The organism is Reyranella sp. (assembly GCF_004297405.1).
Taxonomy (GTDB): domain Bacteria; phylum Pseudomonadota; class Alphaproteobacteria; order Reyranellales; family Reyranellaceae; genus Reyranella.
In genome coordinates this window covers 104,948-126,477 of sequence record NZ_SCVC01000043.1, presented here as the reverse complement: position 1 = coordinate 126,477, position 21,530 = coordinate 104,948, and the positions used below count along the sequence as shown (strand labels likewise).

The 21,530-nt window shown below is 65.6% G+C and carries 26 protein-coding genes; 8 read left to right on the top strand and 18 right to left on the bottom strand.

All coding sequences use genetic code 11. From position 1 onward, the window contains the following. Positions 1 to 87 precede the first annotated feature (87 nt). Genes EPO50_RS28435 through EPO50_RS28425 form a run of 3 tightly spaced genes read right to left on the bottom strand, consistent with a single transcriptional unit; the run spans position 88 to position 2,574 of the window. On the bottom strand, positions 88 to 1,353 hold the full coding sequence (locus tag EPO50_RS28435; RefSeq protein WP_296349936.1) for a HAMP domain-containing sensor histidine kinase: 1,266 nt from the start codon (positions 1,351 to 1,353) through the stop codon (positions 88 to 90). 3 nt (positions 1,354 to 1,356) lie between these two features. Continuing rightward, positions 1,357 to 2,046 (bottom strand): response regulator, encoded by a 690-nt coding sequence (locus EPO50_RS28430; RefSeq protein WP_296349955.1) that lies wholly within the window; start codon positions 2,044 to 2,046, stop codon positions 1,357 to 1,359. A gap of 45 nt (positions 2,047 to 2,091) precedes the next feature. Then, the gene (locus EPO50_RS28425; protein WP_296349934.1) at positions 2,092 to 2,574 is read right to left on the bottom strand and encodes a periplasmic heavy metal sensor; all 483 of its coding nucleotides are present in this window, start codon (positions 2,572 to 2,574) and stop codon (positions 2,092 to 2,094) included. A gap of 114 nt (positions 2,575 to 2,688) precedes the next feature. On the opposite strand from EPO50_RS28425, the gene EPO50_RS28420 reads away from it, so the two are divergent. Next, positions 2,689 to 3,237 (top strand): GNAT family N-acetyltransferase, encoded by a 549-nt coding sequence (locus EPO50_RS28420; protein WP_296349932.1) that lies wholly within the window; start codon positions 2,689 to 2,691, stop codon positions 3,235 to 3,237. Here the strand turns inward: EPO50_RS28420 and hisN are convergent. Continuing rightward, on the bottom strand, positions 3,204 to 3,983 hold the full coding sequence (gene hisN / locus EPO50_RS28415) for a histidinol-phosphatase (RefSeq protein ID WP_296349930.1): 780 nt from the start codon (positions 3,981 to 3,983) through the stop codon (positions 3,204 to 3,206). The two genes, EPO50_RS28420 and hisN, sit on opposite strands and share 34 nt — an antisense overlap. A 13-nt stretch (positions 3,984 to 3,996) precedes the next feature. Next, the gene (locus EPO50_RS28410) at positions 3,997 to 4,527 is read right to left on the bottom strand and encodes a cytochrome c family protein (RefSeq protein ID WP_296349928.1); all 531 of its coding nucleotides are present in this window, start codon (positions 4,525 to 4,527) and stop codon (positions 3,997 to 3,999) included. 172 nt (positions 4,528 to 4,699) lie between these two features. Here EPO50_RS28410 and EPO50_RS28405 point away from each other — a divergent pair, with 172 nt between their 5' ends. The 3 genes from EPO50_RS28405 to EPO50_RS28395 are packed head-to-tail and all read left to right on the top strand — an operon-like array spanning position 4,700 to position 7,235. Further along, positions 4,700 to 5,620 carry a prephenate dehydratase gene (locus tag EPO50_RS28405; RefSeq protein WP_296349926.1) on the top strand — a complete coding sequence of 307 codons (921 nt, stop codon included), beginning with the start codon at positions 4,700 to 4,702 and terminating at the stop codon, positions 5,618 to 5,620. 19 nt (positions 5,621 to 5,639) lie between these two features. Then, entirely contained in the window at positions 5,640 to 6,302 is a 663-nt protein-coding gene (gene rpe, locus EPO50_RS28400) for a ribulose-phosphate 3-epimerase (protein WP_296349924.1), read from the top strand. Positions 6,303 to 6,311: 9 nt separating this feature from the next. Continuing rightward, entirely contained in the window at positions 6,312 to 7,235 is a 924-nt protein-coding gene (locus EPO50_RS28395; RefSeq protein ID WP_296349922.1) for a glutathione S-transferase family protein, read from the top strand. Here EPO50_RS28395 and EPO50_RS28390 read toward each other — a convergent pair. Then, positions 7,232 to 8,122: a TIM barrel protein gene (locus tag EPO50_RS28390; RefSeq protein WP_296349920.1), complete on the bottom strand. Its 891-nt coding sequence runs from the start codon at positions 8,120 to 8,122 to the stop codon at positions 7,232 to 7,234. The two genes, EPO50_RS28395 and EPO50_RS28390, sit on opposite strands and share 4 nt — an antisense overlap. A gap of 65 nt (positions 8,123 to 8,187) precedes the next feature. Here EPO50_RS28390 and EPO50_RS28385 point away from each other — a divergent pair, with 65 nt between their 5' ends. Then, positions 8,188 to 9,909, top strand: coding sequence for a helicase HerA-like domain-containing protein (locus EPO50_RS28385; protein ID WP_296349917.1), 1,722 nt, complete (start codon positions 8,188 to 8,190; stop codon positions 9,907 to 9,909). 14 nt (positions 9,910 to 9,923) lie between these two features. Here EPO50_RS28385 and EPO50_RS28380 read toward each other — a convergent pair whose 3' ends face one another. Continuing rightward, positions 9,924 to 10,271, bottom strand: a complete 348-nt coding sequence (locus tag EPO50_RS28380) for a cupredoxin domain-containing protein (protein ID WP_296349915.1) — start codon at positions 10,269 to 10,271, stop codon at positions 9,924 to 9,926. Positions 10,272 to 10,275: 4 nt separating this feature from the next. Continuing rightward, a complete protein-coding gene (locus EPO50_RS28375; RefSeq protein WP_296349912.1) occupies positions 10,276 to 11,151 on the bottom strand; it encodes a metallophosphoesterase in 876 nt (291 codons plus the stop codon). 115 nt (positions 11,152 to 11,266) lie between these two features. Here EPO50_RS28375 and EPO50_RS28370 point away from each other — a divergent pair, with 115 nt between their 5' ends. Beyond that, positions 11,267 to 11,806: a sigma-70 family RNA polymerase sigma factor gene (locus EPO50_RS28370; RefSeq protein ID WP_296349910.1), complete on the top strand. Its 540-nt coding sequence runs from the start codon at positions 11,267 to 11,269 to the stop codon at positions 11,804 to 11,806. A 2-nt stretch (positions 11,807 to 11,808) separates the two neighbouring features. Further along, positions 11,809 to 12,558: an anti-sigma factor gene (locus tag EPO50_RS28365; protein ID WP_296349906.1), complete on the top strand. Its 750-nt coding sequence runs from the start codon at positions 11,809 to 11,811 to the stop codon at positions 12,556 to 12,558. A gap of 3 nt (positions 12,559 to 12,561) precedes the next feature. On the opposite strand, the gene leuB is transcribed toward EPO50_RS28365, so the two are convergent. The 10 genes from leuB to ffh form a co-directional block, all read right to left on the bottom strand. Beyond that, positions 12,562 to 13,680, bottom strand: coding sequence for a 3-isopropylmalate dehydrogenase (leuB, locus tag EPO50_RS28360; RefSeq protein ID WP_296349905.1), 1,119 nt, complete (start codon positions 13,678 to 13,680; stop codon positions 12,562 to 12,564). 45 nt (positions 13,681 to 13,725) lie between these two features. Further along, positions 13,726 to 14,340 (bottom strand): 3-isopropylmalate dehydratase small subunit, encoded by a 615-nt coding sequence (leuD, locus tag EPO50_RS28355; RefSeq protein ID WP_296349903.1) that lies wholly within the window; start codon positions 14,338 to 14,340, stop codon positions 13,726 to 13,728. An 88-nt stretch (positions 14,341 to 14,428) separates the two neighbouring features. After that, positions 14,429 to 15,007, bottom strand: coding sequence for an RDD family protein (locus EPO50_RS28350; protein WP_296349901.1), 579 nt, complete (start codon positions 15,005 to 15,007; stop codon positions 14,429 to 14,431). 28 nt (positions 15,008 to 15,035) lie between these two features. After that, positions 15,036 to 15,527: an RDD family protein gene (locus EPO50_RS28345; RefSeq protein WP_296349899.1), complete on the bottom strand. Its 492-nt coding sequence runs from the start codon at positions 15,525 to 15,527 to the stop codon at positions 15,036 to 15,038. A 125-nt stretch (positions 15,528 to 15,652) separates the two neighbouring features. Continuing rightward, a complete protein-coding gene (gene leuC / locus EPO50_RS28340; protein WP_296349897.1) occupies positions 15,653 to 17,098 on the bottom strand; it encodes a 3-isopropylmalate dehydratase large subunit in 1,446 nt (481 codons plus the stop codon). A gap of 7 nt (positions 17,099 to 17,105) precedes the next feature. Beyond that, positions 17,106 to 17,591, bottom strand: coding sequence for a 50S ribosomal protein L19 (rplS, locus tag EPO50_RS28335; RefSeq protein ID WP_296349895.1), 486 nt, complete (start codon positions 17,589 to 17,591; stop codon positions 17,106 to 17,108). Positions 17,592 to 17,607: 16 nt separating this feature from the next. Next, a complete protein-coding gene (gene trmD / locus EPO50_RS28330) occupies positions 17,608 to 18,327 on the bottom strand; it encodes a tRNA (guanosine(37)-N1)-methyltransferase TrmD (protein WP_296349893.1) in 720 nt (239 codons plus the stop codon). A 6-nt stretch (positions 18,328 to 18,333) separates the two neighbouring features. Beyond that, a complete protein-coding gene (rimM, locus tag EPO50_RS28325; RefSeq protein WP_296349891.1) occupies positions 18,334 to 18,867 on the bottom strand; it encodes a ribosome maturation factor RimM in 534 nt (177 codons plus the stop codon). A gap of 15 nt (positions 18,868 to 18,882) precedes the next feature. Continuing rightward, positions 18,883 to 19,239, bottom strand: coding sequence for a 30S ribosomal protein S16 (gene rpsP / locus EPO50_RS28320; protein ID WP_296349890.1), 357 nt, complete (start codon positions 19,237 to 19,239; stop codon positions 18,883 to 18,885). Positions 19,240 to 19,311: 72 nt separating this feature from the next. Continuing rightward, entirely contained in the window at positions 19,312 to 20,715 is a 1,404-nt protein-coding gene (gene ffh / locus EPO50_RS28315; RefSeq protein ID WP_296349888.1) for a signal recognition particle protein, read from the bottom strand. 148 nt (positions 20,716 to 20,863) lie between these two features. On the opposite strand from ffh, the gene EPO50_RS28310 reads away from it, so the two are divergent. Beyond that, the gene (locus EPO50_RS28310; protein ID WP_296349886.1) at positions 20,864 to 21,526 is read left to right on the top strand and encodes a CPBP family intramembrane glutamic endopeptidase; all 663 of its coding nucleotides are present in this window, start codon (positions 20,864 to 20,866) and stop codon (positions 21,524 to 21,526) included. Positions 21,527 to 21,530 lie beyond the last annotated feature (4 nt).

Sequence of the window (21,530 nt, the reverse complement as noted above, 5' to 3'; positions counted from 1 at the left end):
TTCGCGCTCGTGGACAATGGTTGGGATTGCCAAACTTGGCCCGCTTCGGAGCAGCGATCGGGCGCACCGCGCAACAGGACGGAAACTTTATCCCTCTCCGCCCGTTGCCGGCAACTCGACCCTGAAACGGCTGCCGCCACCCTCTGCCGCCAGGCATGCGGCGTCGCCGCCGTGACGGCGGGCAATGTCGAGGACCAGGGCAAGACCCAGCCCGCTGCCGCGGCCGGTCTCGGCCCCGCCAGCCAATCGATAGAAGGGCTCGAAGATACGCTGGCGTTCGGCTTCCGGAACGCCTGGCCCATGATCTGAAACGTCCAGCACCGCGCGGCTGCCCTCTCGCGTGACGGTGACGGTGATTGGACCGCTGCCACCATAGCGTTGGGCATTCTCGACCAGATTACGGATCAACCGACGCAGCAGCAGACGATCGCCCGACACCATCACCGGCTCGCCTTCGACTTCGAGGTCATAGTGCGAGGCTTCTTCGGCCGCGAGTGCCAGCAGGTCCACCGGTTCACGCCGCTCCAGAGTGGGCAGTGCCTCCAGACGACTCGCCAGCAAGATCTGTTCGATGAGTTGATCGAGTTCGGCCACGTCCTGTTTCAGGGAGTCGCGCGTCTTGGCGTCGGCATTCTCGCCCAGGAGCGAGGCGGCGACGGCGATGCGCGCCAATGGCGTGCGCAATTCGTGGCTGGCATTGGCGAGCAACAGGCGATGAGCGGTCACCAGCTCTTCGATGCGCTGGGCTGATCGGTTGAAGCTCGCCGCCAATGCGGCGACTTCGTCGCGGCCTTCGACTCTCACGCGCGCCGAAAGATCGCCACCTCCCAACTGTTCGACGCCCGCCTTGAGCCGTTCGAGACGGCGGCCCAGGCCGCGCACGACGGGATAGGCGGCGATTGCGACGGCAACGGCCACCAGGCCGAGCGCCGCGGCGATCCAGAGCGCCGGGTTGGGCCGTTCACGCACTTGGCGGGCGACCAGCCAGCGCCCGTCGGGAAGCTGCAAGGTGAAGTTGGGTCCGCCCGGGCCGCGCCGCCAGCCGGTGCGCGCGTGCATGGGATTGAAGCGCGGCGGTGGCTTGCCGGCCATCGCGATCATATCGCCATCGGGTTCGTAGAGGGCGATGTCAAAGCGCAGCTTGCGCTGCAGCACTTCGATGGCGCGTTGCTGGTCTTGCTTGGGCGCGTCGATATCCGGCAGCAGTGCGCCGGTCAGCTCGGCGGCGACATCGAGATATTGCGGCGTGCGATTGTCGTCGTCGGCCAGCCGCCACAGCAGCACCGCCGCCCCCACGAACACCGCCAGCACGACGAGGATGGTGATGTAGAACTGGAGGTAGAGGCGCTGCACGGACTAGCGGTCCTGGTCCTTGGCGAAGACATAGCCGGTGCCGCGCAACGTCAGGATACGGCGCGGCTTCTTGGGATCGTCTTCGATGGCGGCGCGGATGCGCGAGATATGGACGTCGACCGAGCGGTCGAACGCTTCGAGCTTCTCGCCCTTCAGCAGATCCATCAACGCGTCGCGCGACAGCACGCGGCCGGCGCGCTCGGCCAGCGCCATCAGAAGGGCGAACTGATAGGAGGTGATCGGCCGTTCTTCGCCGTCGATCCGCACCACGCGCGAACCCTTGTCGATCTCGAGCCGACCGAAGCGCAGCACGTCCGTGGTCGTGGTCGTACCCTTGCGGCGCAGGATGGCGCGCAAACGCGCCTGCAGCTCGCGTGGCTCGAAAGGTTTGGCGAGATAGTCGTCGGCGCCGAGTTCGAGACCGACCACGCGATCCATCGGCTCGCCGCGCGCCGTCAGCATCAGGATCGGCACATCGTTCGACTGGCGCAGCCGTCGGCAGAAATCGAGGCCATCGGCATCGGGCAGCATCAGGTCGAGGATCAGCGCATCGAAGCTCTCGCGCTTCAACAGCGTCTCGCCGTCCCCCGCCGTACCGGCGATCGTCACGCGAAAGCCCGCCCCACCGAGATAGTCCTGAACCATCCCGGCGAGGCGGTTGTCGTCGTCGATCATCAGGATGCGCGCGGCCATCGCGTCAGTATCGGGCCGGCGCGACGCTGATGTCATCACTGCGCGTTAGCCCTTCTTGGAGCCATCGCGCGGGCCACCCCAGTGGTGCTCGCCCCAGGTCTTGAAGAAGGCCTGGCGCTGCTGAGCGTTGAGCACATTGCCGGCATCGACCAGCGCCTTGGTGAAGCGCTTGGAGCTTTCGTCAGCTATCTTCATCTGTTCCTGGCGAATCTGCTCGATCTTGGCCGGATCGATGGTCGGGGCTTCCATCGCCGCGCGCATCGCTTTGCGGTTCTCGACGCGCTTGTCGTGCAGAGACTTCACGTCCTTGAAGGCTGCCTGCAGGATGCCGGTGATCTGCTTCTTCTGGTCCTGCGTGGCGTCGGTACCGTTCAATGCCTTGTCCACGCGCTTCTCGATGCGCTGCTGGAACTTGGCGGGATCGAACGAGGCGCCGTCGCCACGCGCGAAAGCGGGAGCTCCGGCGGTGACGGCAAGGCTGCCGGCGAGGAGGGCTGCCATCACGGTCTTGAGGGAAAGGGTCGTCATGTCTGTCTCCTTCGGTTTCGGGAAGTCCCGGTGGGTGTTCCCCGTGCCACCGATATGGAGGGCCGCCGTATCGCAGGCGTGGCGCAGCGGTAAAGTTGTGTAAAGTCAGCCATCATGACGATTCTCAGAACTGAACGCCTCGCGCTGCGTCCGCTGCTGCCCGATGATGCTGAAGATTACGCCACCATGCGCTTTCATCCCGAGGTGGCGAAGTGGTTGCCGCCGGCTCCCGGCAAGCAGGAGGAAGGCGATCTCGTCGCCACTGCACGCGCCACCATCGACCGGTTTGCTGCCTCCTGGCAGGAGCGGCGGCTGGCGCCCTGGGGCATCTTCCTCGACGCGAAGCTGATTGGCCACGGCGGGCTGAACTACGTTCCCGAATTCGACGCCGTCGAGGTGCTGTGGGCGCTTCATCCCGAGGCCTGGGGCCAGGGCTATGCAACGGAAGTCGCCGAGGCGGCGCTCAACTATGGCTTCGGCGCGCTCGATCTCGGTTCGATCTTCGCCATCACGTTCGAAAGCAACCTGTCCTCGCAGGCGGTGATGAAGCGCATCGGCCTCACCTATCGCAAGAGAGTCGACTACAAGGGCTTTACCGATATCGTGTGGTTCGATATCGACCGGGCGGCTTACGCCGAGAGGACCTCGGCTGCAGCGCGGTGAAGGGCGGCATCGCCGGCTGCCAATACGGCGCCGTCCGAGTGCATGCCGAGCTCACCGCCTTTCCAGTCGGTGATCAGGCCGCCGGCGCCCTGGATGACCGGGATGAGCGCGGCGAAATCGTAGAGCTTGAGGCTCGCTTCGACGACCAGGTCGACATGGCCCAGCGCCAGCAGGCCATAGGCGTAGCAGTCGCCGCCCCAGCGGAAGTACTTCACCTTCTCGGTCAGTGTGCGGTGCGGTTCGGCATAGCCCGCCGGAAACATGCCTGGCGCCGTCGAATACATGTAGGCGTCGGCGAGCTTCGCGCAGGGGCGTACGGCGATCGGCTTGCCGTTGAAGGTGGAGCGTTCACCCGCCACGCCCAGCCAGCGTTCCTGCAGGATCGGCTGGTCGATGATGCCCAGCACCGGCTTGCCGCGATGGAAGAGGGCGATCAGCGTGCCAAAGATCGGCAGGCCCGTGATGAAGGCCTTGGTTCCGTCGATCGGGTCGAGCACCCAGACATACTCGGCGTCGGTGCGCACTGCGCCGTGCTCTTCGCCGAACACACCATGTTCCGGCACGTGACGCGCCAGAAGCTCGCGCATGGCGGTCTCCGCCTCGCGGTCGGCGATGGTGACGGGGCTCTGGTCGGACTTGTCGTCGACCGTGACGGGAGTGCGGAAGTAGCGCGCCGCGATCGGACGCGCGGCATCGGCGAGGTTGTTGGCGAGCGCGACCAGCTCGGCGGGAACCGACCCGGCCACGTGCTTTCCCGGGCTACGGCAGTGGCTTCGGCGCGTCGGCCATCGTGCGCAGGTAGGCGATCACGTCGGCGCGCTCCTGCTCTTTGGGCAGACCGGCGAAGGCCATCTTCGTTCCGCGCACATAGGCAGTCGGCTTGAAGATCAGGTGGTCGATGTCCTCGTAGGTCCACTCGCCGCCCTTGGCGGTCATGGGCGAGGAGTAGCTGAAGCCCGCATGGCTCGCCTTCTTGCGCGCGACGATGTCCCACAGGTTCGGACCGACCTTGTTGGCGCCGCCCTTGTCGACCGTGTGGCAAGTGAAGCACTGCTTCATGAAGATCGCCTTGCCGGCATCGACATTGGCGCTGGCGAGCTTGGGGCCGATCGGCGGGATCTCAATGGCCGCCGGAGCGGCGGCAGTCTGGGTCGGCGCGTCATCGGAGACGGCGAGGGCCGGCTTGTCCAGCTTGTGCGGATGCACGACGGCGTTGGAAACCTTGCCCACCACCATTGCGAAGAGGGCCGAGGCCAAAACGCAGCCCGCAATCGTATTGAAACTGGCCATAGTCAAATCCCGAAACGGCAAATTCTTCGGACGCTGCTGTAGCACGCCCGCGACGCCGCCAGTAGTATCCCATCGCACCAGCAGGCTCGCGCGGCGGAACGTCGCAAGTGCCGGGAATCACAAGGTTTTTCGCCTATCGAGGAGCCTCAGAACGCGGGGAGAATTCCGACATATGGCCCGGCAGACAGCCAAGACGGCAGCCAAGACCAGGGGCGGCAAAGCCGCCGCCAGCAACATCATCGCCTTCCAGGGCGAACCCGGCGCCAACTCGGACATGGCCTGCCGCGCGGCCTTTCCTTACATGACCACGCTGCCCTGCCCGACCTTCGATACGGCCATGGGCGCGGTCCAGGCCGGCAAGGCGGAGTTGGCCATCATCCCGGTCGAGAATTCGATCGCCGGCCGCGTCGCCGACCTGCACAGCCTGCTGCCGCACACCAAGCTCAAGATCGTGGCCGAGCACTTCCAGCGGGTCGAGCACTGCCTGGTGGCGCTGCCGGGCGCCTCACTGAAGTCGATCAAGACCGTGAAGAGCCACGTCCAGGCGCTGGCCCAGTGCCGCAACTTCCTGAAGAAGCACCGCTTCCAGCCGCTGGTCCATGCCGATACGGCAGGCGCGGCGCGTGAGATCGCCGAGATCGGCGATCCCAAGGTCGGCGCGATCGCCTCGTCGCTGGCCGCCAGGATCTACGACCTGAAGGTGCTGGCGAAGAACATCGAGGATGCCGACCACAACACCACGCGCATGCTGGTCTTCTCGCGCGATCAGGCCACGCTCGACTGGCGTACCGTGCAGTGCATGACGGCGTTCCTCTTCCGCGTGAAGAGCCGGCCGGCGGCGCTCTACAAAGCGCTGGGCGGTTTTGCGACCAACGGCGTCAACATCGTGAAGCTCGAGAGCTATCTCTCCGGCGCGCGTTTCGAACAGGCGCAGTTCTATGCCGAGGTCGAAGGCCATCCGGAGCAGCGCAGCGTGCATCTTGCGCTCGAGGAGCTGGGCTTCTTCTCCGAGGAGCTGAAGCTGCTCGGCACCTTCCCGACGAACCCCTTCCGCCGCAAGGGCTGGGACGCACCGACGCGTCCCGGCACCTGAGCGCGACTTCGAGGCCTCAATGCCGCAACAGCCTGTCCGCATCGCCCCGTCGATCCTCTCCGCCGACTTCGCCGCCCTGGGTCGCGAGATCGAGGCGATCACCGCCGCGGGCGCCGACTGGATCCATGTCGACGTGATGGACGGCCACTTCGTGCCCAACCTCACGATCGGGCCGATGGTGGTGAAGGCGCTGCGCAAGCACAGCAAGCAGCCCTTCGACGTGCATCTCATGATCTCGCCGGTCGATCCGCTGGTGCCGGCCTTCGCCGACGCCGGCGCCGACGTGATCTCCTTCCACCCCGAGGCAGGGCCGCACATCCATCGTACGATCCAGCTCATCAAGAGCCTGGGCAAGAAGGCGGGCGCCGTCCTCAATCCGGCGACGCCGCTGTCTGCCATCGAGCATGTGTTGGGCGATCTGGACCTCGTGCTGGTGATGAGCGTCAATCCGGGCTTCGGCGGTCAGGCTTTCATCGAAAGCCAACTCGCCAAGATCGCTGCCCTGCGCAAGGCAATCGACGCGTTGGGCAAGCCGATCGACCTCGAAGTCGATGGCGGGGTCAACGTCGAGACGGCGAAGCGCTGCATCAAGGCCGGCGCCGACGTGCTGGTGGCCGGCACCGCGGTTTTCGGCGATGGTCCTGACAAGTACGCCGCCAGCATCAAGGCGCTGCGCTCCTAGGGAGACGACATGACCGACCTGATCCTGCACCACTATCCGACCTCGCCCTTCTCGGAGAAGGTGCGGATCGCCTTCGGCCTCAAGAAGCTGGGCTGGAAGTCAGTCACCATCCCCAACATCATGCCGAAGCCGGACCTGATGCCGCTCACGGGCGGCTATCGCAAGACACCGGTCATGCAAATCGGCGCCGATATCTACTGCGATACCCAGCTCATCATGCTGGAGATCGAGAAGCACGCACCCACGCCGCCGTTGCTGCCGCCCGGCAAGGAAGGCGAGGCTCGGGCACTCGCCATGTGGATCGACCGCAACATCTTCTGGGCCGCGGTCGGCATCGTCATGGGTGCGATCGGCGATAAACTGCCGGAAGCGTTCCACAAGGATCGCAGCGAGTTCTCCGGCCGCTCGTTCGAGCCCGCGAAGCTCAAGGCTGCAGCACCGATCGCCGCGCAGCAGACCTATGCCCAGCTCGTGCTGGCCGAGGAGATGCTGGGCGACGGCCGCGCCTATCTGTTGGGAGCAGCTCCGAGCCTGGCGGATTGCGCCCTCTACAATCCGGTATGGTTCATCAAAGAACGGCTGGGCGGTGGCAAGGCCGTGCCGCCGCTCGACCGTCTGCCGCGCCTCACGGCCTGGTCGGAGCGGATGAAAGCAATCGGCAGCGGCAACCCGACGGAGATGAGCGCGGCCGATGCGTTAGCGGTTGCCAAGGCCGCAAAGCCCGCAGCGTGTAGCGTCGACGCTGCCGATCCCAGTGGATTGAAGGCCGGTCAGAAGATCAGCATCACGCCGGACGATACCGGCAAGGTGCCGGTGACGGGAACGCTGGTGGGCCTGACGCCTGATCACATTTCGATCAGCCGCAACGACGAGCGGGTGGGCGACATCGTCGTCCACTTTCCGCGCGCCGGCTTCATCGTCACGCCGGCTTAGACGACTTCGACGCCGATCTCGCTCGCGATTCGGCGCAGGCCCGCGACCGAGCGGGCGGTGGCGTTGCGACCATCCTGCGGGCAATGCGTCTCGATGCTGGCGACGATCTCTCGGACAGAGCCTGTTGCTGCAGCGGCAAGGAGGCGTTCGAGTTCGCGAGCCCAGGGAATGTCGCCGTCGCCCAGCGGCACGGTGCGCTTGGCCGTCGAGTCCCGGTCCTTGAGATGGATGAGGTCAGTCCGCGGCGCGAGCGCTGCGATCTCGGCATCGCTCGGTGGTTTGCCCGCCACCCAAGCGTTGCCGATATCTATCAGGGGACGCAAGGTCGAGGGCAGGGGATTGGGCGCCATGGCTTCGGTCATGGTCTCGAACAGCTCGGCGAGATCCGTCACGGTGGCGATGTTGCACACCGGCTCGTTCTCGATCTCGACGGTGACGGAGTAGGTCATGGCCAGGTCGATCAGCCGTTCGTAGCGGCCGAACAGGTCCTGCGGCCGGTAGCCCGGATAGCGCAGATGGCTGAACACCCGGATGCGGCTAGCGCCCAGCATGATCGCGAGATCGAAGGCATGAACCAGCGGATCTTCGGCCGGGCAATCCGATGGATCGAAGGCGAAGTCAACCTTGCCGCCACCCTCTGTGCCTTTGCCTTCGGCCGGCCATTTGAGCAGCGGCGAAACGAAGGTCGGCACCTGCAACCCCGCCTTCTCGATGGTGCGCGCGATGCCGCTCGCCTCGTCGAGAGACATGCTCAGCAGGTTGCGGCCACCCACCGTGCGCATATCGAGGCGGCGAACCTCGTGCTCCCGGCAGAAAGAGATCATTTCATCGAGCGAGGGGCCGATTTCATCACCGATGACGGCCAGGGCGAGACGGGGAAGGGACATGCGGACTAACCTACAATGGAGCGCGCTGTTTAGCTAAAGTCGAGCCAGTAAGCGAGGGAGACGGCATGAGCGACAATGCGGCGATCTTCGTGGGCGAAAGCGATGCCGATCAATATCTCCTGCTGAAGTACGCCAACCGGCACGGCCTGATTGCGGGCGCCACGGGCACCGGCAAGACGGTGACTTTGCAGACCATTGCCGAAGGCTTTTCCGCGTTTGGCGTGCCCGTCTTCATGGCCGACGTAAAAGGCGACCTGTCTGGCGTGTCCCAGGCGGGCGGCAACAATCCCAAAGCCGTGGAGCGCGCCCAGCAGCTCAAGATCGACGGCTATGCCGGCCACGCCTTCCCGACGATTTTCTGGGACCTGTTCGGGGAGAAGGGTCATCCCATCCGTACGACGGTGAGCGAGGTCGGCCCCGTACTGATGGCGCGCCTGCTGCAGCTCAACGACACGCAGGAGGGCGTCCTCAACATCGTCTTCAAGGTGGCCGATGAGCAAGGCCTGCTGCTGCTCGACTTCAAGGACCTTCAGGCGATGCTGCAGTGGGTCGCCGAGAATGCCGGCAGCCTCACCACCGAATTCGGCAATGTGAGCAAGCAGACGGTCGGCACCATTCAACGCCAGCTCCTGATCCTCGATCAGCAGGGCGGCAATGGTTTCTTCGGCGAACCGGCGCTGGTGTTGTCTGACATGATGCGCTGCGATCCGTCAGGTTTTGGCGCGATCAATGTGCTGGCGGCGGACCGGCTGATGCAGAGCCCGCGCCTCTACGCCACCTTCCTGTTGTGGCTCCTGTCGGAATTGTTCGAAACGCTTCCCGAGGTCGGCGACCTCGACAAGCCGAAGTTCGTCTTCTTCTTCGATGAAGCGCACCTGCTGTTCGACGATGCGCCCAAGGCGCTGCTCAATCGCATCGAGCAGGTGGTGCGCCTGATCCGCTCCAAGGGCGTGGGTGTCTACTTCATCACCCAGAACCCGCTCGATATTCCGGAGTCGGTCCTGGGCCAGCTCGGCAACCGGGTGCAGCATGCGCTGCGCGCCTTCACACCCAAAGACCAGAAAGCGGTGAAGGTGGCGGCGGAGACCTTCCGGCCCAACAAGAAGTTCAACGCGGCGCAGACCATTACCGAGCTGGGTGTCGGCGAGGCGTTGGTTTCCTTCCTCGATGCCAAGGGTGTGCCGACGCCGGTGGAGCGCTGCTTTGTTGCTCCGCCGCGCGGTCGTATCGGACCGGCCACGGATGCCGAACGCGCGGCGGTGATCGCGGCTAGTCCGCTCGCCGGCAAATACGACAAGCCCGTCGATCGCGCCTCGGCCTACGAGGTGCTGACCGGCCGGGTCGCCGCCGGCACACAGGCGGCTCCAGCCGAGGCGCCGGCCGCCCCGGCGAGTGGCGAGGCGCTGAAGCGGCGTGGTCAGTATGGGTCGGTGCCGCCCACTGTGCCGGCCTCTTCGGGTCCCTGGGGGCCGCGTTCCCAGACTCCGCCACCAGCACCGCCACCCGCCGCTCCGCCGGCAGAGTCGGGACCTGCCTCACGCCCCGAGCCGCGCTTGAAGAAAGCCCGGACGGAAGCTCCAGCGCCGACGCCGAAACCGCGCGCGCCGGTCGGCCGGCCGCGCGATTCGGTCGGCGTTACGATCGCCAAGGCCGCCGGCCGCAGTGTCACGACGGTGGTGGCGCGCGAAGCGGCAAAAGCAGTGTTCGGCAAGGGCAAGGCGGCGACCATCGGTGCCAGCGTCGGCGGCGCCGTGCTGCGCGGCGTGCTGGGATCGCTCCTGAAGTAGGGTTGGAACCCGCGCTACGCCTCGACGATGAGTATCCCTTCCATCTCCTCGTGACCGTCACCACAGAAGACATCACAGAGGAAGACGATTCGGCCGGCCTTGTCCGGGGTTAGAGCGAGTCTCGTCTCCTGACCGGGCACAATCTCGGCACGCAGACCAAGGTCGGGCACCTTGAAACCATGAATGCGGTCCTCTGAAGTAAGCACGAGGATCGCAGGCTGCCCGAGCTTCAAGTGCACCTCGGCAGGGTGGAACTCGAACTTCTTGGCCGAGATAGGAGTTTCGTTCGTTCCCGCCTGGACGAGCTTTGCCGCGCTGGCCGCCGTCACCGCCGCGGCCAGCAGGAACACACGACGCTGCACGGACTTAAGCTCCGGCGACGCCGATCTCGGTGAGCTTTGCCGTCGGCGCCATTGCGACATCGCGTACGCCCAATCCCTGGCCGGGGCTCGCGGCATCGTATTGCAACGGTGCACGCTTGGGCTGTGAGCCGGGCGCCGGCAGCGCGAAGATCAGCGACTTCGCTGCATGATGGGCAATGTGGCCGGTGTTCTGATGATGCTCCTGGTGGATGTGGCCGTAGAACACGACGACATTCCTGTAGGGCATCAGCAGTTCGATCGCTTTGGCCCCATCGGCCGTCGTCCAGTCCCACGACGGCATCAGGTCGAACAGCGGACGATGTGTCAGCACGACGATGCGATCCTCGGCATTGCGCTGTTTCAGATCGGCGGCCAGCCAGGTGAGTTGTTCGTCGCCCAGCTTCGCGGCCGGGTCCGAGACATTGTCGAGGGCGATGAAGTGCACGCCCTTGTGGTCGAACGTGTAGTAGGGAGCGCCGAAGAACTCCTTGTACGCCTCGCCCTTGTCGAGCGCCGCATCGTGCTCGCCCGGCATAAAGCGCACGTCCTTGACCCGGAGTGCGGAGACGATTTCGCGGAACCGCCTCATCCGGGCGCGCCGCTCAGCGGCATCGTCGGTCGTGTGGGTGAGGTCGCCAGTGAAGACGATGAAGTCGGGCTGGTTCGGCAGCGCGTTCACCGTGGCGACGGCCTTCTCGAGCGTGTGCTCGGCATCGGGATTGGCCGGGCCCTTGTAGCCCCAATGGGTGTCGGAGAACTGGATGAAGTGAAAGTCGGCGGCTTGCGCGGATGTTGGCTGTCCGGGGAACAACGCCGAGGCAAAGGCGACGCCGGCCATGCCGGAAAGTTTCAGGAATTCGCGACGGTCTTGCGGCAGCATGAGAGGACCTCCTGGCCCGGCTGGATCAGTGAAGGGGCCATACCCGACCTACCGGGCGGAGAAGGCCGCTATTCCCGCGGGAATAAAATCGACGGTCCGCCGGTATTGATGTCCTATGGGTCGCATGTCGGAGGCGCCGAAACCGGACGGCAAAGCCCTGGAGCGGTTCCGCATCGTCATGCTGCCGCATCTCGATGCGGCTTACGGTTTTGCGCGCTGGCTGACGCGCGATCCGGTCGAGGCGCAGGACGTGGCACAGGAAGCGATGCTGCGAGCGCTACGCTACTTCCATGCTTTCCGTGGCGAGGAGGCGCGGCCCTGGCTGCTGCGCATCGTGCGCAACACCTGGAGCGACATGCGGATGCTCCGTAGCGGCGAAAGGGTGCCGCTCGATGAAGTCGAGAGCATCGTCGATGGCGGTCCCGATCCCGAGCAAACCGCGCTGGCCGTAGATCGGCGGCGCCAGATCGCGGCGGCGCTGGCGGCTCTGCCCGAGGAGTCACGCGAGGTGTTGGTGCTGCGCGAGATCGAGGAGCTTTCCTACAAGCACATCGCGGCGATCCTCGATCTGCCGATCGGCACGATCATGTCGCGCCTGTCGCGGGCGCGCGAGAAGCTGGCCGTCGAACTCGGCGGCCGGCTGGGAAAGGAGTGACCATGGATTGCCCGACCTGCGAGGCGATGGTCGAGCCCTATCTCGACGGCGAATTGCCGGCCGGCGAGAGCGTTCACTTCGAGGCGGCCCTCGACGCCTGTCCCGAGTGCAAGGCAAAGCTCGTGCATCTTCGGAGCCTGCGGGTGCAGATCCGCGAATTGCCGACGGCGCGAACACCGGATCTGCTGCGCGCGCGGATCGAGCGCGAGCTACGCGTTGACACACCGGCGCCGCGAGTGTGGCCGCGCCGCACGGCGCTGGCGGCGAGCCTTCTGCTGGCGGTCGGGGCGGGATGGCTGGGCGGCCGTTTCGTGGGCCAGGAGGGTAGCCGCGAGACCGACGAGCTGATCGCAGGCTACCTTCGCATCGGTCTGGGCGATCGCCCGGTCGATGTCGCCTCGTCGGACAGTCATACGGTCAAGCCGTGGTTCGCCGGGCGCATCGACTACGCGCCACCGGTCTATGACCTCACGTCAGCTGGCTTTCCGTTGCTGGGCGGGCGCGTAGAGATGCTGGATCGCCGCCGGATCGCCGTGCTGGTCTATCGCCGCAACCAGCATCGCATCGCATTGTCGCTGTGGCCGACCACGATGTCGGGCGATGCAGCACCGGAGGTCAGTGAGGGCGACGGCTTTGCCATCGCTCGCTGGCGACATGGCGGCTTCGAGATGCGTGCCATCGGCGACATCGCACCGAAGAGTATGAGTGTGTTTGCAGCGTCGATCGATCAGGCGATCGACGCCGGCCGCTGACTCTTAAGCCAGCCGGTCGAGTTCCTTGATGATGGCGTCGCCCATTTCCTGGGTGCCGACCTTCTTCACGCCGTCGGTCTTGCCCACGAGCAGATCGCCGGTGCGGTAGCCTGCGGCCAGCACGTTCTCGATCGCCTTCTCGACGAGGTCTGCATCCTTGTCGAGGTCGAAGGAGTATCGCAGCATCATGGCGTAGGAGAGCGCCTGCGCGATCGGATTGGCCAGGCCCTTGCCGGCGATGTCGGGGGCGCTGCCGTGGATCGGCTCGTACATCGCCTTGCGCCGGCCGGTCGCATCGGCGGCGCCGAGCGAAGCGGAGGGCAGGAGGCCCAGCGAGCCGGTCAGCATCGAGGCTTCGTCCGACAGGATGTCGCCGAACAGATTGTCGGTCACAATCACGTCGAACTGGCTGGGCGAACGCAGGAGCTGCATGGCGAGCGCGTCGGCATACATGTGGCTCAACTGCACGTCGGCGTACTTCTCCTTGTGCAGCTTGGTCGCTTCTTCGCGCCACAGCACGCCGGTGTGCATGACGTTGGCCTTCTCCGAGGAGCAGACCTTGTTGCTACGCTTGCGCGCCAGCTCGAAGGCGACGGCGCAGACACGGCGGATCTCGCTCGAATTGTAGCGCTGCGTGTCGAAGGCCTCGAAGTCGCCGTTGGCGAGCTTCGTGCGCCCTCGCGGTTCGCCGAAATAGACGCCACCCGTCAGCTCGCGGATGATCATGATGTCGAGACCCTTGACGATCTCGGGCTTCAGCGAGCTGGCGTCGACCAGCGCGTCGAACACCTTGGCCGGGCGCAGGTTGGCGAAGAGGTCCATCTCCTTGCGCAGGCGCAGCAGGCCGCGTTCGGGCTTCTTGTCGAATTCGACATTGTCCCACTTCGGCCCGCCGACAGAACCGAACAGCACGGCGTCGGCTTCGAGGGCGGTCTTCATGGCGTCGTCGGAAAGCGGCACGCCGTGCTTGTCGAGGGCGGCGCCACCGACCAGGTCTTCCGTGATGTCGAAACCCACCGCGCGCTTCTTGCCCATCCACGCGATGATCTTGCGGACTTCGTTCATCACTTCGGGGCCGATGCCGTCACCGGGCAGCACGAGCAGATTGCGATTTGACGCCATTGTCTTGCTTCTCTTTTCGTCGTGGTCGGAAGGTGGGCCGCCGCCTCAGGCGGCGCCGTGCAGCCAGGGCTGGGTTTCGCTCTGACGGCGCTCGAATTCGTCGATCTCCGACTTCTTCTCCATCGTCAGCCCGATATCGTCGAGCCCTTCCATCAGGCACTTCTTGCGGAAGGGATCGATATCGAAGTGGACGGTGCCGCCGTCGGGACCCTTGATTTCCTGCTTCTCGAGGTCGACCTCGATGACGGCGTTGGAGCCACGGCTCGCATCGTCCATCAGCTTGGCGATGATCTCCTTGGAGACCTTGATCGGCAGAATGCCGTTCTTGAAGCAGTTGTTATAGAAGATGTCGGCGAAATCTTCGGAGATGATGCAGCGGATGCCGAAGTCGAGCAGCGCCCAGGGCGCGTGCTCGCGGCTCGAGCCGCAGCCGAAGTTGGGACCGGACACGAGGATCTTGGCGTTCTGATAGGCCGGCTGATCGAGGACGAAGTCCTTCTTCTGGCCGTCGGCCGTCCAGCGCATTTCGTAGAACAGCCCGTCCTTCAGGCCGGTGCGCTTGATGGTTTTCAGGAACTGCTTGGGAATGATCATGTCGGTGTCGACATTGACCATCGGCAGCGGCGCTGCCACGCCGCGCAGCGTCGTGAACTTTTCCATGGGTTTCCCTCGCGAATGGCCGGAATTAACGGCCTTTCACCCCTTGGGTCAAGCGCCCGCGGGTCGCGTCTGACGGAGGTCCGGCAGCCTAGAGGCGGGTAACGATCGCCCCGGCCATCCGGTCATGGATGCCCTGTTTGCGGCTCGAGAAGGCGACTGCCACGCAGGCAATGAGGGCAACGAGATAGACCAGCCAGGCCACGCCGGTGCCGAGAAGCAGGGCAGCGCTCGGAAGATAGATCGGCCAGGTGCGCAAGGTAGCCTTGGCGAGGTCGAGGCGCCCGCCATCGACTGTCGAAACACGAAGGCCTAGCGCCCGCTTTCCGAGGGTCGCCTGGGCTGCCGAGGCTTCCTGGAAGGCGAAATAGACCCAGCAGAGAGCAGCCGAGAAGATGATCTGCTGAACGGGGGCGGCCGCCTGCACGGCTGCCTGGATGTAGTTGTAGAGCGCCTGGGCGTCCTGGGCGCTGGGCGGCGCCGGTAACGCTTTGGGCTCGACGATGAAATAGCCGACGACCTGGGCGATGACGCCCAGGATGATGCCGTCGATGAGGGCGGCGACGGTTCTGATCCAGAACCCCGCATAGTGGACGTGCTGGTCGACCGGCCGGGCATCCCAGACTGGCGGTGGTGGCGCCGCAGGGCCCGTACTTGGAACGCTTGCCATATCGACCTTCCAGAAATCGCGCTTACGCTTAGGGGTATTTGACGACCAGGGTCCCGGCGATCATGTCGTGCAGGCCCCGCTTGCGATCGGTGAAGGCGATCATGATGAAGCCGATGCACAGGATGATGGCTGAAAGGATCTTGGCGAAGTAGCGGCCGGTGGCGTTCAGGAAGCTGAGGCGCTGACCGCTGTTGGAGACCACCCGCAGGCCGAGCGCCATCTTGCCGAGCGTTGCGCCGCGTTCGGAACTCTCCATGAGGGCGAAATAGAGCCAGCCGATGACCACCGAAACCAGGTTCAAGGTCGGATCGAAGCTCGCGGCACTTTCCGGGTCGAAAATATTGAAGCCCATGATCGAGGCGATGACGCCCACGACGACGCTGAGCACGATGGCATCGATGATGTATGCCACGAGACGGATCCAGAAGCCGCCATAGGCGACCTGGCTTTGCCCCGCGGGTTGGGCATTCCAAACGGGCGGCGGCGGTGCGGCAGAACCTGACTCAGGAACGCTGGCCATTGGCAGTCTCCCTCGATTTTTGCGACACAATTCTACCACAAGGCGTGAAGCACTGCCCGTGTACAAAGAAAACGGGCGGTGCATCACTGCACCGCCCGCGAAATTACCTCGCTGCGTGAAACGACTTACTGGAAGTCTCTCACGTCGGCGAGCGTGCCGCGGATCGCGGCAGCGACAGCCATCGCCGGGCTCACCAGATGCGTGCGGCCACCGCGGCCCTGGCGGCCTTCGAAGTTGCGGTTCGAGGTCGAGGCGCAACGCTGGCCGGGTTCGAGGCGATCGGCGTTCATGGCGAGGCACATCGAGCAGCCCTGCAGGCGCCACTCGAAGCCGGCTTCGATGAAGATCTTGTCGAGACCTTCCTTCTCGGCTTCGGCCTTCACCAGACCCGAGCCCGGGACGATCATCGCCGAAACGCTCGACGCGACCTTGCGGCCCTTGGCGATTTCCGCCGCGGCGCGCAGATCTTCGATGCGACCGTTGGTGCACGAGCCGATGAAAACGCGATCGATCGGCACGTCGACCAGCTTCATGCCGGGCGTCAGGCCCATGTAGGCGAGCGAGCGCGCCCAGGCCTCGCGGCGGTTCTCGTCCGGCGCATTGGCCGGATCCGGCACCACGTCGGTGATCGGCAGCGCATCCTGCGGGCTGGTGCCCCAGGTCACCATCGGCGGAATGTCCGAGCCGTTGAGGTCGAGCTGCGTATCGAAGTGCGCAGCCTTGTCGCTCGGCAGGCGACGCCACTGGCTGAGCGCCAGATCCCACGCTCCGCCCTTGGGCGTATAGGGCCGGCCGGTGAGATACTTGAAGGTGGTCTCGTCCGGTGCGATCAGGCCGGCGCGCGCGCCTGCCTCGATCGACATGTTGCAGACCGTCATGCGGCCTTCCATCGTCATCTCGCGGATGGCGCGGCCGGCATATTCGATCACGTAGCCGGTACCGCCGGCGGTGCCGAGCTTGCCGATGATGGCGAGGATCACGTCCTTTGGCGTAACGCCCAGCGGCAGGCTGCCCTCGACCGCCACGCGCATATTCTTGGCGGGCTTCTGGATCAGCGTCTGCGTCGCCAGCACATGCTCGACCTCGGAGGTGCCGATGCCGAAGGCCAGCGCACCGAAGGCGCCGTGCGTCGAGGTGTGGCTGTCGCCGCACACGATCGTCATGCCGGGCAGGGTCAGGCCCTGCTCGGGGCCGATCACGTGCACGATGCCGCGGCGCGGGTCGTTCAGTCCGAAGTAGGGGACGTGGAACTCGGTCGTGTTCTTTTCGAGCGTCTCGACCTGGATGCGCGACTCCTCGTCTTCAATACCCTGGCTGAAGTCGGTGGTCGGCGTGTTGTGATCGGCCACGGCGATGGTGGCGTCGGGCCGGCGGACGGGACGGCCGGCCATGCGCAGGCCCTCGAAGGCCTGCGGGCTGGTCACCTCGTGCACGAGGTGACGGTCGATGTAGATCACGCAGGTGCCGTCGTCCTGACGATGGACGACGTGGGCATCCCAGATCTTCTCGAAGAGCGTACGCGGCTTCGGAGGTTCAGCGGGCGGCGTAGCCGCCTTCTTGCGGAACGCCATGGCGCACCTACTTCTTGCCGCCGCCCTTGGCGGCGCGAACGTTGCCCTCGGCCTTCGGCTTTTCCTTCTTGAGGCGCTCGCGACGCGGACGCTTCGCCTGCTCCTCGGCCTGAACGGCGATCAGCTCGCGCTGGGCCTCGACGTCCTCGGCGATGCGGCTCGCCTTACCACGCAGGTCGCGCAGGTAGTAGAGCTTGGCGCGGCGCACGATGCCCTTGCGGACGACTTCGATTTCCCAGATGCCCGGGCTGTAGAGCGGGAACACACGCTCCACGCCTTCGCCGAAGCTGATCTTGCGCACGGTGAACGAGGAGTTGATCCCGTCGTTCTTGCGGCCGATGCACAGGCCTTCGTAGACCTGAATGCGCTCGCGGTTACCTTCCTGCACCTTGACGTGCACCTTGAGGGTGTCGCCCGGCTCGAAGCGCGGCACCGGCCGCTCGGCGACCACCTTGTCCATCTGGGCCTGGCCCAGCGTATCGAGAATGTTCATCGCATCCATCCTTTCGTCACTTCTCTTCGTTTCCCGACGCGGTCCGGCGCGCTGCCCAAAGATCGGGCCGGCGCCGCCGCGTAATCTCTTCCCGCTGCTTCATCCGCCAGTCGGCGACCTTGCCGTGGTGCCCCGAGACCAGAACCTCCGGCACACGCCGTTCGGTTCCATCGGGGCCCGCCCAGGTCGCGGGCCGGGTGTAGTGCGGGTACTCCAACAATCCGTCCTCGAAACTCTCCTCGCTTGCCGACGCCGGTTCGCCCATCACCCCGGGCAGCAGCCGTACGCAGCAATCCATCACCGTCATGGCCGCGATCTCGCCGCCCGAAAGCACGAAATCACCGACCGAAATCTCCTCCAGCGCATGGGCCTCGATGACGCGCTCGTCCACGCCCTCGAACCGCCCGCACACCATCAACACGCCCGGCCCCGCGGCCAGCTTCCGCCCGCGCGCCTGACTGAATGGCGCGCCTCGCGGCGAAAGCAGGATCTTCGGCACTCCCGGCTCGGCGACCGCCTCGATCGCCGCCGACAGCACGTCCGGTTTCATCACCATGCCGGCGCCGCCCCCGAAGGGCGCATCGTCGACCGTGCCGTGGCGATCCTTGGCGAACCGCCTGATGTCGACCGCCTGCAGCGACCATACGCCTTCCTTCAGCGCCCGTCCGGCCAGGCTCTCGCCCAATGGCCCCGGGAACATCTCCGGAAAGAGCGTCAGCGCCGTTGCGCGCCACACGTTGCCTTACGCCTCCTTCGCTGACCCGCCCGGCAGGACCCCTGTCGGTGGATCGACCACAATCTTGCCGCCCGGGACGTCGATCTCGGGCACCGCCTCGTCGGTGAAGGGCAGCATCACCGATTGCCTCGATGCGCTGCCTCCCGACACTTCCATCGTCAGCCCGGCGCCGAAATCGTGGAAGGCCATGACCTTCCCCCAATCCCGGCCATCCCGGCCGATCGCGGCGAGACCGATTAGGTCCGCCTCGTACCACTCCCGCTCGCCCGTCGCCGGCAGCCGCTCGCGCTCCACATAGAGCCGCAAACCCCGCACTGCCTCGGCCGCCGTTCGATCGGCTACGCCCTCGATCCGGGCGAGCACCGCGCCTTTGACGGCGCTGAGAGCCTCGACCCGGTACCACTTCTTCCCCGTCTCGTCCGACAGCTCGCCGTAGGAGGCGATGGCCATCGGGTCCTCGGTGAAGCTCCTGATGCGCACCAGGCCGCGTACACCGTGTGGCGCCGCGACCACGCCCAGCAGGACGCGCCCCTCACTCATCGGAGCACGCGCTCATCAGCTCGCTGCGGCTTCACCCTCGGCTGCCGGCGCTGCGGCAGCAGCGGCTTCAGCCTTCATGCGCTCCTGCGCCTTGGCGCGGGGCTGGTTCTTCTTGGTCTGCTCGCGACGCTCGCGCGGCGCCATCAGCTCGGCCTGCGACAGGAACTTCGCGACGCGGTCGGACGGCTGCGCGCCGACCTTCAGCCAATGGGCGATCCGCTCGGTGACGAGCGTGATGCGCTGCTCATGCTCGCGCGGCAGCAGCGGATTGTAGGTCCCGACCTTCTCGATGAAGCGGCCATCGCGCGGGCTGCGCGAGTCGGCCACGACGATGTGGAAGTAGGGCCGCTTCTTGGTGCCGTGCCGGGTCATGCGGATTGCTAGCATTCTTCAAGTCCTCTCTTTGTCTTTCGATTCGTCGGATACGTTGCGTTCACTGAACCTTCAGCGCGGGAATCCCGGCGGCACTCCCATGCCTCCGAGGCTGCGCATGAATCCCTTGTCGCCGAGCTTGTTGACGCGCTTCATCATCTTCAGCATGTCGGCGTGCTGCTTGAGCAGCTTGTTGACTTCCTGCACCTGCACGCCCGAGCCTTTGGCGATGCGCTTCTTGCGCGAGGCGTGGATGACGTCGGGGTTGCGACGTTCCTTGGGCGTCATCGACAGGATGATCGCTTCCTGGCGCTTGAGCTGGCCTTCGTCGATCTTGGCCTTGGACATGGCGGCCTTGGCCTGCATGGCGCCCGGCAGCATCCCCATCAGTCCCGACAGGCCACCCATCTTGCGCAACTGGCGGAGCTGGTTCAGCAGGTCGTCCATATCGAACTGACCCTTGCGGACCTTGGCCGCGAGCTTCTCGGCGTCTTCCTTGTCGATCGTCTCGGCGGCGCGTTCGACCAGCGAGACGATGTCGCCCATGCCGAGGATACGGCTGGCGATACGGTCGGGATGGAACGGCTCCAGCGCGTCGAACTTTTCGCCGACGCCGATCAGCTTGACCGGGCGGCCGGTGACGGCGCGCATCGAGAGCGCCGCACCGCCGCGGGCGTCGCCGTCGACGCGGGTCAGCACGATGCCGGTCACGGCGAGTCGCTCGTTGAAGGCCTTGGCGACGTTCACGGCGTCCTGGCCGGTCATGGCGTCGGCGACGAGCAGCGTCTCCTTGGGCTGGGAGAGGGCGCTGATGTCGGCGACCTCCTTCATCAGCTCTTCGTCGATCGAGAGCCGGCCCGCGGTGTCGAGGATCAGGACGTCGAAGCCTTCGCGCTTGGCGGTCTCGAGCGCGCGCCGCGTGATGGCGAGCGGCATTTCGAGCGGCACGATCGGCAGCGTCGGCACGCCGGTCTGCTCGCCCAGGATCTTGAGCTGCTGCTGCGCGGCCGGGCGGCGCGTGTCGAGCGAGGCCATCATGACCTTGCGCCGCGTGGCGAAGGTGCCGGTGAACATCTCGGCCGCCATGCCTTGCGGGCCCTGGCTCAGACGGTAGGCGATCTTGGCGGAGGAGGTGGTCTTGCCCGAACCCTGCAGGCCGACCATCAGGATCACGACCGGTGGCACGGCGCCGAGATCGAGGTCGGAGACGGTACCGCCCAGCATCTCGACCAGGTGATCGTTGACGATCTTGATCACCATCTGGCCGGGCGTGACCGAGCGGATCACGTCGGCGCCGATCGCCTTGGGCCGGACTTCGTCGATGAACTGGCGCACGACGGGCAGGGCCACGTCGGCTTCGAGCAGGGCGGTGCGGACCTCGCGCAGGGCCGCATCGACGTCGGCCTCGGTGAGCGCTCCACGCCCCCGCAGCCGGTCGAAAACATCGCCCAGACGCTTACTCAGACCCTCGAACATCGCGCTCCTGTTCGCTCAAAGACGTATCGCGCCGATGCGCGAACCTTCGCGGATCAGCGGAGCTCCCCCTGAGGGGGGAACCTTGTAAATCGGCACGACCGATTGAGCGGCCGGGGTATAAGGCCTGCCGCGGAAGGAGTCAAAACACTTGGCCGACTCTTCTAACTCGTTGTTTCAGAAGGATTTATGCCCGGTCCCGGGGCGGTCGATCCTGACTTTCCTGGCGGCTGGAGGCCTGATTGGCGGGTCGGCGATCTGGCTGTTGCCTGATCGTTCCATGATGCCGTTGCTGACGGCCTTCTTCGGGGCGGGGCTGGTGGCGGTCCTGATTTCGGTGTCGCCGCTGGGGCTCGCGGCCGGTACCCAGGCTCTGGGCCTGCGCCGCTTCGGCTGGCGGCCGGTCGTGCTGGGGGTGGTCGGCACCACGATCCTGTCTTTCGCCGTCAGCCAGACGGGCGTCCAGCCCGAAGGCGTCCGGCAAGTTACCGACGCCGTGCGGGATCCGGCAGTGCTGATCCCCACACTCCTGATCCTGGCGTTGCTGGCGCCGGTGGTCGAGGAGCTGGTTTTTCGCGGCCTGCTCTACGGCTGGGTCGCCGGACGGTGGGGGCCACTGCCGGCTTTCCTCGTGAGTTCGCTGGCCTTTGCCGCCGCCCATGCCGAACCCGCCCACATCATCCTCGTTCTTCCCCTGGGTTTCTGGTTCGGCTGGCTGCGCTGGCGCACCAACTCGCTGTTGCCGAGCCTGGTGGCGCACGTGATCAACAACGGTCTCGCCGTGATCGGGGCGGCGTATCTCGCCGGCGGCTAGGTCC

What these genes read in the sequence shown, in the direction of transcription:
- EPO50_RS28430 (WP_296349955.1), bottom strand. Translation starts at nt 2,046, where the DNA reads ATGGCCGCGCGCATCCTGATGATCGACGACGACAACCGCCTCGCCGGG.
- EPO50_RS28425 (WP_296349934.1), bottom strand. Translation starts at nt 2,574, where the DNA reads ATGACGACCCTTTCCCTCAAGACCGTGATGGCAGCCCTCCTCGCCGGC.
- EPO50_RS28420 (WP_296349932.1), top strand. Translation starts at nt 2,689, where the DNA reads ATGACGATTCTCAGAACTGAACGCCTCGCGCTGCGTCCGCTGCTGCCC.
- EPO50_RS28410 (WP_296349928.1), bottom strand. Translation starts at nt 4,527, where the DNA reads ATGGCCAGTTTCAATACGATTGCGGGCTGCGTTTTGGCCTCGGCCCTC.
- EPO50_RS28405 (WP_296349926.1), top strand. Translation starts at nt 4,700, where the DNA reads ATGGCCCGGCAGACAGCCAAGACGGCAGCCAAGACCAGGGGCGGCAAA.
- rpe (WP_296349924.1), top strand. Translation starts at nt 5,640, where the DNA reads ATGCCGCAACAGCCTGTCCGCATCGCCCCGTCGATCCTCTCCGCCGAC.
- EPO50_RS28395 (WP_296349922.1), top strand. Translation starts at nt 6,312, where the DNA reads ATGACCGACCTGATCCTGCACCACTATCCGACCTCGCCCTTCTCGGAG.
- EPO50_RS28390 (WP_296349920.1), bottom strand. Translation starts at nt 8,122, where the DNA reads ATGTCCCTTCCCCGTCTCGCCCTGGCCGTCATCGGTGATGAAATCGGC.
- EPO50_RS28385 (WP_296349917.1), top strand. Translation starts at nt 8,188, where the DNA reads ATGAGCGACAATGCGGCGATCTTCGTGGGCGAAAGCGATGCCGATCAA.
- EPO50_RS28375 (WP_296349912.1), bottom strand. Translation starts at nt 11,151, where the DNA reads ATGCTGCCGCAAGACCGTCGCGAATTCCTGAAACTTTCCGGCATGGCC.
- EPO50_RS28370 (WP_296349910.1), top strand. Translation starts at nt 11,267, where the DNA reads ATGGGTCGCATGTCGGAGGCGCCGAAACCGGACGGCAAAGCCCTGGAG.
- EPO50_RS28365 (WP_296349906.1), top strand. Translation starts at nt 11,809, where the DNA reads ATGGATTGCCCGACCTGCGAGGCGATGGTCGAGCCCTATCTCGACGGC.
- leuB (WP_296349905.1), bottom strand. Translation starts at nt 13,680, where the DNA reads ATGGCGTCAAATCGCAATCTGCTCGTGCTGCCCGGTGACGGCATCGGC.
- leuD (WP_296349903.1), bottom strand. Translation starts at nt 14,340, where the DNA reads ATGGAAAAGTTCACGACGCTGCGCGGCGTGGCAGCGCCGCTGCCGATG.
- EPO50_RS28350 (WP_296349901.1), bottom strand. Translation starts at nt 15,007, where the DNA reads ATGGCAAGCGTTCCAAGTACGGGCCCTGCGGCGCCACCACCGCCAGTC.
- EPO50_RS28345 (WP_296349899.1), bottom strand. Translation starts at nt 15,527, where the DNA reads ATGGCCAGCGTTCCTGAGTCAGGTTCTGCCGCACCGCCGCCGCCCGTT.
- leuC (WP_296349897.1), bottom strand. Translation starts at nt 17,098, where the DNA reads ATGGCGTTCCGCAAGAAGGCGGCTACGCCGCCCGCTGAACCTCCGAAG.
- rplS (WP_296349895.1), bottom strand. Translation starts at nt 17,591, where the DNA reads ATGAACATTCTCGATACGCTGGGCCAGGCCCAGATGGACAAGGTGGTC.
- rimM (WP_296349891.1), bottom strand. Translation starts at nt 18,867, where the DNA reads ATGAGTGAGGGGCGCGTCCTGCTGGGCGTGGTCGCGGCGCCACACGGT.
- rpsP (WP_296349890.1), bottom strand. Translation starts at nt 19,239, where the DNA reads ATGACCCGGCACGGCACCAAGAAGCGGCCCTACTTCCACATCGTCGTG.
- ffh (WP_296349888.1), bottom strand. Translation starts at nt 20,715, where the DNA reads ATGTTCGAGGGTCTGAGTAAGCGTCTGGGCGATGTTTTCGACCGGCTG.